Source organism: Polaribacter marinus, from assembly GCF_022662535.1.
Taxonomy (GTDB): domain Bacteria; phylum Bacteroidota; class Bacteroidia; order Flavobacteriales; family Flavobacteriaceae; genus Polaribacter; species Polaribacter marinus.
In genome coordinates, this window is record NZ_JAKQYM010000001.1 from 409,841 (window position 1) to 424,112 (window position 14,272).

The window sequence follows — 14,272 nt, forward strand, 5'->3', positions numbered from 1 at the left end:
GCCCTTTTTTTTAAAATTTATATCCTTATTTTCTCAACAGAGAGAAGTTTCCTTTTTTGTGTATTGTCGGTTTGTTTGTATTTGCAGGAACGAGAGTTATGTCGTACCAATAATCATCAGAAGGGAGTATTTTTCCTCCATAAGCACCATTCCACCCCTGACTATCTATAGGTATTTGTGCAACTAATTTACCAAATCTATTAAAGATATTTATTTTAGCATTAGGGTAGAAGGTTTGATTAGCTCCTTTTACTAGCCAAGTATCATTTGTACCATCACCATTAGGAGTAAAGAATTTAGGGAATTGAATCACAGAGACTAATAAAGTAGTATCAGGCGCACATCCATTTTTATCATTTACAATAATGGTGTAAATACCACCTTCTAAGTTTTCAAAAAGAGGTTGGTCTTGGAATCCAATAGATGGGATTCTTACATTATTATCATTATTAAAGATAGCAAATTGATAATCACCAGGCCCTAAATCATTGTCAATAGTATTGATGTAAATAGAGATATTATCTTGACTACCAATATTATTAGATTCGTCAATAATGGTAATAAAGCTTTCTTCTAAGACCGCGATATTAGATTCTTTTACAATAATAGTTCTGGTTCTAGAGCATCCGTCAGGAGATTGATCAGAAGCCGTTACAATGTATTTACCGCCTGTTGTAACATTTAAAGTACTTGCGTTTCCTAATGGGTTACCAGTGTCATCGGTCCATTGATAATCATAAATAGCTCCCGGATTTTCCGCTTCAAGAGTTAATGGTAAATTATTTAAACAAATTATTTGTGGATCGTCTATGCCTTCTTCTCCCATCACTGTAAAGCTAGGTAATGGTTTTATATTGATGTTGAAAGACAAATTTGTGTTCACACATACAATCGGTGTGTTTTTAACATTTTCTACACGCACATAAATGGTTTCGTTGTTAGAAGCATTTTGATAGGCATCTTCATTTAAAGCAAGTGATGTATCTCCAGATTCAGCATCCGCAAGAGATGTATAAAAAGTTACACTAAAATCGTTAAACTCGCTTGGTTGATAATTGGCAAGAATTTCAGGGATTTTATTTTTTAAAGAGATGTCTCCATTAATACCATTGTCATCATCATTAAAAGAGTCAGAAGTGTTATCACAATCTGTATAATTAGAGATGTTTACTGGGATATTAGGTTCAGGATAAATCAACAAATTAAAAGTAGCAAATACCGATTCACATTGCGTTCCTGTTTGATCGATTACTTTATAGAAAATGGTTTGCGAACCAGGATCATCTGTGTTAAAGTCAGCAGGGAAGGTTGTTAAAGCAGGATCATTTTCATAATTATTTGTATTAACAATTTCCGGTCCACCATTGATTGCATTTTGTGATGATGTATAAAAAGCAACCCTATGATTTGTTCTACCATTTAATATTTCTGGTACTTTGGAAGTTAAATCGATGTTTTGTGCAATTCTGTTTCTCGGATCTGCATCTGTAGCGTTAGGAATATCACAGAAAGGTAAAGGCGTAATTGCAGTAACGACAGGTAATGGATTGACAATGACTTTAAAAGAAGCGCTGTTAGCGTTGTAACAAGTAGGGTTTGCACTTCTGTCTTGTACTCTAACAAAGATTTCTTGTTCACTCACATCTCCAGTAGTAAATCCAGCAGGCGCTGAGTTTCTAAAGTCGGTATCGTTTGCAATTCCGTTACTAGAAAGATCATTCGCATCTGTAAGAGAAGTGTGAAATGTTACTATATAATCAGCTTCAGTTTGAGTTACTCCTAAAATTTCAGAAACTTTATCACGAAGGTTGATTCCAATGTTTTCTCCATCAGTAGTACTTCCAGAAATAGCATCATCACAGAATTCAAAATTAGAAGGAATATTGGCAACAGGTACAGAATTTACTTGTAAAAAGATATTAGCAGTTCCGGCACAACCATTGTTGTTTTTATTAACAATTTTCACATAAATAGTTTGATTATGTGCGTATGTAGGATCGTTGTTGTTTCTATGATTGGCAATTTCACTATTGATATCATTAATAGAAGCATCTCTATCGGCATCAGTTTCATAATAATAGACTTCTAAATCAGGTTGTGAAGCAGCAGGGAATAATGCTTTGATATCATTGGTAGCATCACTAAAATCAAATGTTGAAATTCCATCAGTATCAGAATTAGCAGCCGTATCATTACCGTCAGCATCTAAGAAATCATCACATTGTGTATATGTATCATTAAAAGGGAATAGGGTATTAAGATCAGCACTAAAGTTTACCGTTATTTCAATTTTAGCAATACGATAACAATTTTGTGAAGAAATGACTCTAACCCAAGCTTCACCATTTGCCGTAACAGGATATGTTTCTATGTCTGTACCCGTTATTTCATTACTTTCAGCAATAGCATCTGCTTGCGTAGGAAAATATCTAAAAACTTCATTTGTATGATTCGTAGAAATATTAGGATTTGCTAATTTTAAATTAACCGTTGTTGTTAAATCAGGATTGTTATGACATTGAATAAGTTGAGCTGTATTGACTACAGGTAAAGGATCTACAATTAATTGAAAAGACATAAAAGTACTTCCTGCAGTATCGTCAGAAATAGCATTACAATTGGTATTGTCTACATTTTCTACACGAACAAATACTTGTTGCGAGTTGGTTACTTCATATCCGTTGTTTTTATCAATAGGGTTTGTAGCGCTGCTTGTTTGTGCATCTGCCAAAGAGGTATGATAAGACACATTGTATTGTAAAGGATCTAAGGTACCTAAAACCTCAGCATCTTTTGTGCTTAATAGAAAGAGACTTTTATTGTCAATATCTGAACCACTAGCAGTATCATCACATAAACGATATTCTGTAGGTTGCACAGGAACAGGGATGTCATTTACGGATAATTTAAAATCTGTAATGTCAAAACAAGCATTTGGAGCGTTTTTATTGTGCACACGAGCATAAATAGTTTGTGAGCTGAAAGCTGTTGGATTTGTATATGGATTTGGTAACTCTGTTCCTAGCGCATTATCGGTTGCTTTTGCTAAAGTATCAAAATATAAAACTTCAAAAATTGTTGGGTCTAAAGTATCAAGAATTTCTGCAGTTTTATCGGTTTGTAGATCAAAACTATTAAATCCGTCTCTGTCTGTATCACAGAAATCGATGTCTACTGGTTTTGTTGCTACGGCAGTTTCGAAAACTTCGATATTAAAAGTACCATTGTACTGTGTGATGTTTCCACAAGCATCTGTTAATTCAATTTTTAATGAATAAATACCATTATTTGCTGGTGATAAATTGGTTAAAACTAAGTCTGGTGTATTGCTAATTACTGAGCTAGTCGTACCGTTGTCAAATGTCCATTCATATGTTTTGTTAACACCAACTACAGTTTCAGAAACAATTGTTTTGTCTTGGCCAACACAAAATGCTAAATCTTGATTGTTAATTACGTCACCTGTTCCAGAATCTGTAATTTCAATTGGTAATAATAAAGAAGATATAAATGGAGGTAGTCCTTGTGTGGCTACTTCAGTTCCATTACCAACCCTAACAGTTTGGTGAGAGTAATTACAAGCAGCTCCCGTTTGATCAGGATTGTTAATTACACTTATGTTTCGAGAACCATCACTTGTCCAATAAATTTTACCATCTGGACCTAATTGTAAGGCACCTCTAGTATTAAAATAGCTATGGACTAAAAATCTAGAAGCATTTAAATCTGTAATAGTAGTTTTGGTTAAATCAAATTGATATAAATTCTCTGTAGAATTATTAAAAGCTCCCGTAGAGATATATAGTTTTCTACTAGATACAGAAAATTCTACTCCATATCCATCCCCACTAATGTCTAGTGATTTTGGATTATTTGATGTTGTAGTATCAAAGTTTGTAACTTCACCTGTAACGTCATTAAAGTTAAAAATAAAAGTACCTCCGCCCATATTTGCGGCTACTAATTTTGTACCGTCAGGAGAAACTTTTAAATACCCTCTAGGGTCACTTGCGTTATATCCTGGGATATGGCTAATTTTTGGGTTTGCTATATCTACACCAGAATTGTCTACTTTGTATGCGTAAAAATTACTTTCATGTGAAGAAATTACCCAAAAAGTATTACAAGCATCTGCTCTAACAGCTGTTACTTTTTCAGTCCATGTTGGGTGGTCTGCTGCATTTCCTAAAATAACTGGTCCTGCAACAATATCACCTAAACCTCCGTTTGCAGTCATATCTATGGTGTAGTAGAAAAAACCAGCATTACCACTAGATTGTGCCCCTACTGTAAATAAATAATATATATCAGGTCTTCCAGGAGCGGGAACTGTAAGAGCCGACTGAGAACTAGATGCATCTCCTTTTATACCGACTCCATTTGGCATTGGTGAATTATTCTTGTTCCAAACCGTTAAGTTTGATGTGCTAGGAGTTGGAGCTCCAATATAAAATAATAATTCTCCATTTGCATTAGAAAAAGAAGAACAACCTTCTGTGGTATTAAGTTCGCTACCAGCAACAGGAACAGGAGTACCTGAATTAAAATCTAGAGCAGCTTTATTTCCAAAATACCAAAAGTTAGCTTCTTTTTGAGAAAATGTATTTAATGCAAAAAATAAGAGTATAAAAGGTAGTAGTTTCTTCATTTGACGAAATTTCATGTATAAACGTCAAATATATTTAAAAAGTATTATAAATCCCTCTTTTTTAACAATACAAAAGACAAATAAATAAAGATAAATGTCCAAAATGAAACAATTAAAATTGTGGAAAATTCTACAGCATAACTTTTAGTAAAAGTTTCTCCCATCATATTTGCTGCAGATTTTACGGCATTTAATCTAGAAAAAGGTTCTTTTATAAGGTTAGATATTGATTCTAAAGGTAAGAATTGCATGATTCTATTTACTTTTTCTGTGGTGTTTTCTGCGTTTTGAAAAGTCCAAAATAAATATCCTTTAAATATGCTTTCTATAATCAACCAAACAAACATTGCACCTACTGCAAATGCAGAACGTTTTACTAATATTCCTAAAAACAATCCGAAAGAGAAAAAAGCAACAAGTTTTATAAAAAAAGCGAACAGATATTCTAAATCTGTCGTAATAATTGATAATTCGTTGTAATCTGAGTAAGCGAACCCTAAGATTAAAGAAATTACAAAAACAAAAATGGTTGAAACCAATGCAAAAAGAATAACTGCATAGAATTTTGATAGTATGAATTCTTTTTTACTTAAGCCGTCTATTAAATTTTGTTTTAAGGTTTTGTAACTATATTCATTGGCCATCATAGAAACAATTACAAGTAATAAAAAGAACTTAAGTATTGCAGCCATGTATGTATTAAAGTGCCAAATGTAAGGGAAGTTGAAGATTCCAGCATCTGCTAAATGCAATTTAAAATTTCCAAATTCAAATTTTATGGCAGCAATTAATGCGATTGAAGTTAGTAAACCAAAATAGATGAGTGATAAAACTTTACTAGCCCTATTATGTTTTAATTTATGAAACTCTATGGTTAATAATCTTAGCATTATGTTATGTGTTTTTTGTTGAATTAGTTATCGATTGCTCTCGAGTAGAGAAATGATGCACTAGAACAGATGTATTAATTGATTAGTTGTTGCTTGTTAAATCTAAAAATTGTTGCTCTAAGCTAGGTTTACGCTTTACTAAATGTGATAGAACAAGTCCGTTTTTAAATAAGTATTCATTTATTTCTGTTGATGAAATTTCGGTATTTAAAGTAGCTATGAAGGTTTCGTGCTCTTTATTTATTTTATCAATTGCAGAGTGCTGTTTTAAAAGCTCAATTAGTTTTTCTTCATTTTCATCAACTTTTAATTCGAATAAACCTTTAGATGCTGTCATTTCATTTACGCGACCACTGTATAGTTTTACACCGTTTCTAATAACAACCACATGAGAACACACTTTTTCTACTTCATCTAAAAGGTGAGAGGCTAATAAAATTGTTGTTCCGTTTGCTGCAATTTCTTTAATAATTTCTCTGATTTCATGAATCCCTTGAGGATCTAAGCCATTTGTAGGCTCGTCTAAAATTAAAATTTCAGGATCATTTAGCAGTGCAGAAGCAATGGCTAAACGTTGTTTCATCCCTAAAGAAAAGGTTTTAAATTTACTGTCTCTTCTTTCAAAAAGATTTACAGTTGTTAACTTTTCATTAATCTTGTCTGTTGATATTCCTTTAATTTTACAAATCAAGTTTAAGTTTTGAGTTGCCGTCATATAAGGGTAGAAGTTTGGGCGTTCTATAATTGCCCCAACTTTTTTTAACGCTTCATGTGTAGAAAGTTTTCCATTAAACCAAGAAAACTCACCAGAAGTTCTGTTTACAACATTTAAAATAATTCCTAGAGTAGTAGATTTTCCACTTCCATTTGGACCTAAAATTCCGTAAACATTTCCTTTTTGTATGTCAAAAGAGAGGTTGTTTACAGCATGAACTTGCCCGTATTTTTTATCGAGTTTTTTAAGAGATAAGATAGTTTCCAAAGAAATTGTTTTTAGTCGATTATATTTGTAAGACGACTAATTTACAATTTTGTTACGGTAAAACAAGTAAGTAGCTTTTAATTGGCAGTAATTGGTTAAGTTAAGAATAGAGGTAGTTGGCCTAAATTTGATTACTAATAACTTAAACGTTAGTATAAATGGAGTAGGATAAACTACAATTGAATACGATATTAATATTCGTTGTAATCAAAATCATCAAAATGTCCAAACTCATCATCAATATCTTCTTCATCTCCAAAAACATCAATTGATTTATCAGCAACAAACTCTTTTTGAGGAGCTTCATCAGGAATTTCGCCTACAGAAAGTATTATGAGTGGTAAATTTGCTTTTTCTTCAGACGAAATTTCAATTACATCTACATAAAAAGTCCACATATTTAAGAAATCGTAGACATATATAAGTTTATTATTTACATTAGGTAAAGTATCTTTTAAAATGCAAGTTTGCATAGAAATTCCCTCACCTGTTTCATCCATATTAAATAATGGAATTTCTTCACCTTGATTCCATTCATCATCTGTTCTATAAAACGAAGCCATTTCTTTACCTCCAAAACCAAAAGAAGTTGCTATGGTTGTATGTAAGTTTTCTAAATTAATGTGATTATCAACTAAAATAGTTCTAATTACATCTTCTTTTGTGTCTAAAATGATACGGATTTTGTACATAAAATGCTCTAAGTTTCGACTGCAAAAATACAAATTTTTATATGTACTTTTACACTAAAATCTTAACAGTATGAACAAAAAAGATATTTTAAAATCTTTTAATGATCGTAATAAAAATACATTAATGGAAACACTTGATATAGAGTATGTTGCTATTGGTGATGATTTTTTAACGGCAAAAATGCCTGTAAACGCTAAGGTTCATCAACCTTATGGGCAATTACATGGAGGGGCAACAGCTGCTTTAGCAGAGACGGTAGGTAGTGCTGCTTCTAATTTTTTTATTGATACAGAAAACCAATTTATAAATGGTATTCAACTATCTATAAATCATATAAAGAGTAAAAGAGAAGGTGTTGTGTTTGCGACAGCAAGAAATATTCATGCAGGTAAAACTACACATCTATGGGAAGTGACTATTGTTGATGAAAATGATGATTTAATTTCTGTAGCAAAAATGACTAATATTATTCTTAAGAAAAGATAATTAACTGATTGTAAAAATTGTAAATTGAATATTTGCTTTAAAAAAATAAAAGATTCGTATTCTAATAAACTGCCTTTTGTAGTTTATAGAAAACCCAAAGAAACTACTATTTCTAGTTTTTTCTTAAAAGATGATATGCTTTATACAACATCTAGTTTTACAGAAAAAGGATTTGTTTTTGCCCCTTTTAATGCTGAAGAGAAGGCTGTTTTATTTCCTTTAGAAAAATCAGAATATTTAGAAGAAGAATTGTTTTTAGGTGGGGAAAAAACTTTAAAAGATTACTTTAAAACAAATGAAACCTCTAAAGAAGATCATATAAAGTTAGTAGAAAAAGCAATTGATGAGATCAATAATAATGAGTTACAAAAAGTAGTTATTTCTAGAAAAGAATTGGTAGCAATAACCGATTTTAATTTGGTTGAGATTTATCAGAAATTATTAGATAGTTACGCAAATGCATTTGTATATGTTTGGTTTCACCCTAAAATTGGCTTGTGGTTAGGGGCTACCCCAGAAACCCTTTTAGAAATAGAAAACACTAATTTTAAAACCATGTCTTTAGCAGGAACACAAGTTTTTAAAGACACAGAAGATGTAATCTGGAAAGCAAAAGAATTAGAAGAACAACAATTGGTTACATCTTTTATTGAAAATCAATTAAAGATGATTTCTTCTCATTTAGAAATAGATAAAACAGAAACAGTGAGAGCAGGGAACTTACTTCATTTAAAAACCAAGGTAAAAGGTGTTTTAGATACAAGTTCTAATTTAAAAACGTTAATTAGAGCATTACATCCTACGCCTGCTGTATGTGGCTTACCAAGGGAATTAGCAAGGAGTTTTATATTAGAAAATGAACATTATACAAGAAGTTTTTATACAGGTTTTTTAGGTGAGTTAAATTTAGGTCTCTCTTCTTCTAAAACCGTAAAATCAAATTTGTTTGTTAATTTACGATGTATGCAAGTTGAAGATAATATTGCATCAATTTATATTGGAGGAGGAATTACTAAAGATAGTAAGGCTAAGAAAGAATGGAAGGAAACCGTTGCAAAAAGTAAGGTTATGAAACTAGTTTTATAAAATATAAAAAACCGCAAATAGTAAATTTGCGGTTTTTTGTGTAAATTGAATTTGAATTGAAATCGTTTTGTAAAGCTATTTAAAAAAAAAAAATATTTATAAAATGACTTTACAGTAATAGTCTAATTATTTTTAAATATCATCAAAAGAAACGTCAGTAAAACTTTCTGTAGATTTTGTTTCTTCAGTTGTTGTTTCCTCTTCTTCTTTTTTGAAATCTTTTTGGTGGCGTTCGCTAATTACTTCGCTACCTTTCTCATTTAAAATATAATCCGTTGCTTTTCCTAACATTTCTTGAAAATCAGAAAAATCTTCTTTATATAAATAAATTTTGTGCTTTTGATAATGAAAAGTACCATCATCATGGGTAAATTTTTTACTTTCAGTAACTGTTAAATAGTAGTCATCTGCTTTTGTTGCTCTTACATCAAAAAAATAGGTTCTTCTTCCAGCTCTTAATACTTGTGAAAAAATTTCTTCCTGTTCAACTCTCTCTGCCATAATTCTTATTAAATAGTAATTATAAATTGTTTGTTTTACTTGACAAATCTAACAAAATATTTTACGTAGCAATGTTAAAGATTAAATTTCTTTTTCTAAAAGTTGTTGCTCGTATAAATCTTTGTAATATCCTTTTTCTTTTATTAGTTGATTGTGAGTTCCTTGTTGTATGATTTCTCCTTTGTCTAAAACAATGATTTTATCTGCATTTTTAGCAGATGAAACTCTATGACTTATAATAAATGTAGTTTTATTTTTTGATACTTTTTCTAGATTAGATAGTATTTTTTCTTCTGTTTCTGTATCGACAGCAGATAAACAATCGTCAAAAATTAAAATTTTAGGGTTTTTAATAATTGCTCTAGCGATAGAAACACGTTGTTTTTGTCCTCCAGATAAAGTTACCCCACGTTCTCCAAGTATTGTATTGTAACCATTTGTAAATTCAATAATATTGTTATGCACAACAGCGTTTTTTGCTGCGGCTATAATTTCTTCTTTTGTGGCGTCTTCTTTACCAAATTTTATATTATTTCCAATCGTATCAGAAAACAAAAAAGGATCTTGTGGGACGAAACCAATTTGATTTCTTACATCGTTTAAATTGGCTTCTTTAATAGGTGTGTTGTCTAGTAAAATTGTTCCTTTAGTAGTGTCATACAATCTAGAAATAAGTTCTATTATGGTAGATTTTCCAGATCCAGTATTTCCTAGTATTGCAAGAGTTTCTCCAGATTTTACAGAGAAATTAATGTTTTTTAATGCAGTAATATTTGTATCATCATAGGTGAAAGTTACCTCTTTAAAAGTTACATTTCCTTTTAGTTCGGTATGTGAGTTGTTGGTGTTTTGAATCTCCGGAACTTGTTCTAGAAACTCATTAATTCTTACTTGTGATGCTTCTGCTTGTTGCACCATCGAAGTTACCCATCCAACAACAGCAACCGGCCATGTTAATATGTTTACATATAACATAAATTCGATGATGGTTCCTATTTGAATTTCTCCATTAATATATTGTTTCCCACCAATATAAATTACCAATAAATTACTAATACCAATTAATAAAATCATTAGTGGAAAAAAAAGTGCATTTGCTTTTTGAAGGTTGATGTTTTTTTCTTTGCTTTCATCAGCAATTTCATCAAAACCTTTGATGATAGACGCTTCAATTCCGTAAGATTTTACGACATTGATACCTGAGAAAAATTCTTGATTAAAAGTGGTTAATTTTGATAAATATTGCTGAACGATAGTACTTCTTTTATGGATAACTTTACTTAAAACAAAAATAGATATTGATAAAAGAGGAAAAGGAATTAATGTATATAAAGTAAGTTTTACATCAACTTGAATCATTTGTGTAAATCCAACAACAAAAAGTACAATCATATTCATACTATACATAATTGCGGGGCCAACGTACATTCTAACTTTAGAAACATCTTCTGAGATTCTATTCATTAAATCGCCGGTTCTATTTTTTTTGTAAAAGTTTAGAGACAATCTTTGATATTGTTGATAAATTTCATTTTTTAAATCAAACTCAATTAATCTAGAAGTTACAATAATTGTTTGCCTCATTAAAAAAGTAAAAAAACCAGCAATAATAGCCACACCAATAATAATTAAAACATTAATTAATAATTGATGTTTAACCTCTTCTATATCAGTAGTAATTCCGTTTTGATAATCTTCTACAATATTTAGAGAATCTCTAATTATTTGAGGAATTTTTAATGCTAAAAGTTTAGATAAAATTGTAATTAAAATACCGATTAATATTCGCCATTTATATTTAGAAAAGTATTTGTTTAAGTATTGTAAGGCTTTCAATGTATAATTCTAATAAAATTAAAATATCGTTTTTAAAAATTAACAAAAAATAATTTTCTGTTAAATAATATGTAATTTAAAAATGTTTTGTTTGATATGATTTAGGAATATCATATTTTTGCTATGTAATATTTGAGAATACTTTAATTTCTCAATAATAAAAAACATAGATGACATCAGAAATTATATCAACAAAAGCATTAAAAAACGATCCAGTTTTTGGTCAAATGTCTTTTGACGGTCATGAGCAAATCGTTTTTTGCAACGACGAAGATACAGGTTTAAAAGCAATTATTGGTATTCATAATACAGTTTTAGGACCTGCACTTGGAGGTACAAGAATGTGGAATTATGAAAGTGAATGGCATGCATTAAATGATGTTTTACGTTTGTCGAGGGGTATGACCTATAAAGCTGCAATAACAGGATTAAATCTTGGTGGAGGAAAAGCCGTTATAATTGGTAATGCAAAAACACAAAAAAATGCAGCATTAATGCGTAGATTTGGAGAATTTGTGCATTCTTTAAGTGGGAATTATATTACAGCAGAAGATGTAGGTATGGAAACCTCTGATATGGATATCGTAAGAGAAGTTACACCTTATGTTACAGGGATTTCGGAAAGTAAAGGAGGGGCAGGAAATCCATCACCAATAACGGCATATGGTGTTTTTATGGGGATGAAAGCTGCTGCTAAACATCAATTTGGAACAGAAAGTTTAGATGGGAAAAAAGTTTTAGTTCAAGGTGTTGGTCATGTTGGTGAAACTTTGGTGAAACATATTACAAATGAAGGAGGGCAAGTTATTATTAATGATATTAATGAAGCTCGTTTAGCAGAATTAAGTAAAAAATACAATGCAAATGTTGTTTTAGGGAATGATATTTACGGTTTGGATGTAGATATTTATGCTCCTTGTGCCTTAGGAGCTACAATAAATGACAAAACGATTCATCAATTAAAAGCAAAAGTTATTGCCGGAGCAGCAAATAATCAATTGGCAGATGAAATAAAACATGGAAGGTTGTTAAAGGAAAAAGGAATTGCTTACGCACCGGATTTTTTAATTAATGCAGGTGGAATTATTAATGTTTACGCAGAATTAGAAGGTTATGGTAGAGATGAGATTAATAGAAAAACCGAAAATATATACAATACAACACTAGATATTTTTAAGCTTTCAGAGCAAGAAAATATTACAACTTATAGAGCAGCATTTAATATTGCACAGAATAGAATAGATTCTAAAAAAAAAGAATCTAAATCATAAGAGAATAAAAATAAAATAATACTATTTTTGCAGAGCGTTAGAAAAAAATCTTTCGCTCTTTTTTTTAAAAATAAGTTCTTTAGAATGATTAATAGAAGACATATTAGAGTCAAAGTAATGCAATCTGTATATGCAATGTTGCAATCTCATAATGATGATATCATTAGAGAAGAAAAATTTTTAAAACATAGCATTTTAAAGATGTTCGATTTGTACGTTTTAAACCTTCAAATGATGGTAGAAGTACAAAAATTGGCAGCAAAAAAAATGGCACTTTCTAAAAAGAAAATTCTTGCCACTAAAGAAGATTTAAAGCCAAACACAAAGTTTGTAAACAATAAAGTAATTAATGCAATTGCAGAAAGTGTAAGTGTTGAGAGTTATATTGCTTTGAATAATTTAGACAATTGGCAAGAAAATGATGAATATGTAAAAATTATTTTTGATGAATTGCAAAAAAGTGATTTATATAAAAATTATTTAAATACAGAAGAAGATTCATTTAAGGTAGATAAAGCTTTTGTCATCGATTTTTTTAAGGAAATTATTGCGCCAAATGAAAAATTAGCAGAATATTACGAAGACAAAATGATTTCTTGGGTAGATGATATTCCGTTTGTAAATACTTGGGTTGTAAAATCTTTGAGTAAATATAAAGAGGTTGCAATTTTTGTGTTAGGAAAATTATATAAAGACAAAGACGATGAAGACTTTGTATCAACTTTGTTTAGGAAAACTGTTTTAAAACATAAAGAATACGAAAAAGATATTACAGATAAAACTCCTAATTGGGAAACAGATAGAATTGCAGATATAGATTTAATTCTTATAAAAATGGCTGTAACAGAATTTGTTAATTTCCCATCAATACCCACTAGAGTAACTATAAATGAATATATAGAGGTTTCTAAAGATTATTCAACAGAAAAAAGTAGCTACTTTATAAACGGTGTTTTAGATAAGATTTCAAAAGAATTTATTGAAGACAAACGTATTGTTAAAATTGGGAGAGGTTTATTATAATTTATTACTTTTACTAAAATTTTATTATCATGAAAAAAACAATTATTTTATTAGCTTTTATAGCAACATCAGCTGTTTTTGTATCTTGTGCAGATAGTAATGCAAAAGCAAAAATAAACAAAACAAACTTAGACAAAGCAAAATCTAGGGATGTAGAAATTAAAAGAGGCGCAGCGTTAATTTCATTTGATCAAAAAGTATTTGATTTTGGAACAGTAAATGAAGGAGATATTGTGTCTACGGTGTTTAAAGTTACTAATTCTGGAAAAACAGATTTAGTAATTACAAATGCACAACCTTCTTGTGGATGTACAGTTCCTGTTTGGCCAAAAGCTCCTATTAAACCAGGAGAAACAGGAGAAATTCAAGTTAAATTCAATACTGCAGGTAAAACAAATAGACAAAACAAAACCATAACATTAACAACAAATACTGAATCTGGAAGAGAAGTACTTACTCTTAAAGGTTCTGTAACACCTAAAGCAAAATAAGAATATGTTTACAACAATAATTTTACAAACTGGCGTTAGCAGTTTAACTAGTATGTTGCCTTTTTTAGCAATGATTTTAGTCTTATACTTTTTTATGATAAGACCACAAATGAATCGTCAAAAAAAAGAAAAATCATTTCAAACAGAAATTAAAAAAGGAACTAAAGTTGTTACTTCTAGTGGTATTCATGGTAAAATAGTTGATATACATGATGCGGATAATACAGTAACAATTGAAACTGGCGCAGGTAAAATTAAATTTGAACGCTCTGCAATTTCTATGGAATTAAGTAAGAAATACTTAACTCCTGCAAAAAAATAATTATCTTAAGATAACTAATTTAAGTGAGCTTTCTTTAGAAGAA

12 protein-coding genes are annotated in these 14,272 nt (G+C 30.3%); 6 read left to right on the forward strand and 6 right to left on the reverse strand.

Translation table 11 applies throughout. From position 1 onward, the window contains the following. Positions 1–25: 25 nt before the first annotated feature. The 4 genes from MC378_RS01815 to MC378_RS01830 all read right to left on the reverse strand — a co-directional run bounded on the left by MC378_RS01815 (position 26) and on the right by MC378_RS01830 (position 7,212). Complete coding sequence (locus tag MC378_RS01815; RefSeq protein ID WP_242177005.1) at positions 26–4,648, reverse strand: T9SS type B sorting domain-containing protein; 4,623 nt, start codon at positions 4,646–4,648, stop codon at positions 26–28. Positions 4,649–4,692: 44 nt separating this feature from the next. After that, positions 4,693–5,538, reverse strand: a complete 846-nt coding sequence (locus MC378_RS01820) for an ABC transporter permease (protein WP_242177006.1) — start codon at positions 5,536–5,538, stop codon at positions 4,693–4,695. Between the two features lie 82 nt (positions 5,539–5,620). Continuing rightward, on the reverse strand, positions 5,621–6,520 hold the full coding sequence (locus MC378_RS01825; RefSeq protein WP_242177007.1) for an ABC transporter ATP-binding protein: 900 nt from the start codon (positions 6,518–6,520) through the stop codon (positions 5,621–5,623). Positions 6,521–6,711: 191 nt separating this feature from the next. Then, positions 6,712–7,212 carry a plasmid pRiA4b ORF-3 family protein gene (locus MC378_RS01830; RefSeq protein ID WP_242177008.1) on the reverse strand — a complete coding sequence of 167 codons (501 nt, stop codon included), beginning with the start codon at positions 7,210–7,212 and terminating at the stop codon, positions 6,712–6,714. Positions 7,213–7,282: 70 nt separating this feature from the next. Here MC378_RS01830 and MC378_RS01835 point away from each other — a divergent pair, with 70 nt between their 5' ends. Both MC378_RS01835 and MC378_RS01840 read left to right on the forward strand, forming a co-directional pair. Beyond that, on the forward strand, positions 7,283–7,699 hold the full coding sequence (locus MC378_RS01835; protein WP_242177009.1) for a PaaI family thioesterase: 417 nt from the start codon (positions 7,283–7,285) through the stop codon (positions 7,697–7,699). Positions 7,700–7,723: 24 nt separating this feature from the next. After that, the gene (locus tag MC378_RS01840; protein WP_242177010.1) at positions 7,724–8,785 is read left to right on the forward strand and encodes a chorismate-binding protein; all 1,062 of its coding nucleotides are present in this window, start codon (positions 7,724–7,726) and stop codon (positions 8,783–8,785) included. A 132-nt stretch (positions 8,786–8,917) separates the two neighbouring features. Here MC378_RS01840 and MC378_RS01845 read toward each other — a convergent pair whose 3' ends face one another. Beyond that, positions 8,918–9,286, reverse strand: coding sequence for a PUR family DNA/RNA-binding protein (locus MC378_RS01845; protein WP_242177011.1), 369 nt, complete (start codon positions 9,284–9,286; stop codon positions 8,918–8,920). An 81-nt stretch (positions 9,287–9,367) separates the two neighbouring features. Then, a complete protein-coding gene (locus MC378_RS01850; RefSeq protein WP_242177012.1) occupies positions 9,368–11,122 on the reverse strand; it encodes an ABC transporter ATP-binding protein in 1,755 nt (584 codons plus the stop codon). Positions 11,123–11,292: 170 nt separating this feature from the next. On the opposite strand from MC378_RS01850, the gene MC378_RS01855 reads away from it, so the two are divergent. The 4 genes from MC378_RS01855 (at position 11,293) to yajC (ending at position 14,229) form a co-directional block, all read left to right on the forward strand. Beyond that, a complete protein-coding gene (locus MC378_RS01855; protein ID WP_274704086.1) occupies positions 11,293–12,393 on the forward strand; it encodes a Glu/Leu/Phe/Val family dehydrogenase in 1,101 nt (366 codons plus the stop codon). Between the two features lie 84 nt (positions 12,394–12,477). Further along, a complete protein-coding gene (gene nusB / locus MC378_RS01860; protein ID WP_242177013.1) occupies positions 12,478–13,416 on the forward strand; it encodes a transcription antitermination factor NusB in 939 nt (312 codons plus the stop codon). Between the two features lie 29 nt (positions 13,417–13,445). Beyond that, positions 13,446–13,907, forward strand: a complete 462-nt coding sequence (locus MC378_RS01865) for a DUF1573 domain-containing protein (RefSeq protein ID WP_242177014.1) — start codon at positions 13,446–13,448, stop codon at positions 13,905–13,907. A 4-nt stretch (positions 13,908–13,911) separates the two neighbouring features. Continuing rightward, a complete protein-coding gene (yajC, locus tag MC378_RS01870; RefSeq protein ID WP_242177015.1) occupies positions 13,912–14,229 on the forward strand; it encodes a preprotein translocase subunit YajC in 318 nt (105 codons plus the stop codon). Positions 14,230–14,272 lie beyond the last annotated feature (43 nt).

Coding starts and splice junctions, on each gene's coding strand:
- MC378_RS01820 (WP_242177006.1), bottom strand. CDS start 5,538: ATGCTAAGATTATTAACCATAGAGTTTCATAAATTAAAACATAATAGG.
- MC378_RS01845 (WP_242177011.1), bottom strand. CDS start 9,286: ATGGCAGAGAGAGTTGAACAGGAAGAAATTTTTTCACAAGTATTAAGA.
- MC378_RS01815 (WP_242177005.1), bottom strand. CDS start 4,648: ATGAAGAAACTACTACCTTTTATACTCTTATTTTTTGCATTAAATACA.
- MC378_RS01865 (WP_242177014.1), top strand. CDS start 13,446: ATGAAAAAAACAATTATTTTATTAGCTTTTATAGCAACATCAGCTGTT.
- nusB (WP_242177013.1), top strand. CDS start 12,478: ATGATTAATAGAAGACATATTAGAGTCAAAGTAATGCAATCTGTATAT.
- MC378_RS01835 (WP_242177009.1), top strand. CDS start 7,283: ATGAACAAAAAAGATATTTTAAAATCTTTTAATGATCGTAATAAAAAT.
- MC378_RS01830 (WP_242177008.1), bottom strand. CDS start 7,212: ATGTACAAAATCCGTATCATTTTAGACACAAAAGAAGATGTAATTAGA.
- yajC (WP_242177015.1), top strand. CDS start 13,912: ATGTTTACAACAATAATTTTACAAACTGGCGTTAGCAGTTTAACTAGT.
- MC378_RS01855 (WP_274704086.1), top strand. CDS start 11,293: ATGACATCAGAAATTATATCAACAAAAGCATTAAAAAACGATCCAGTT.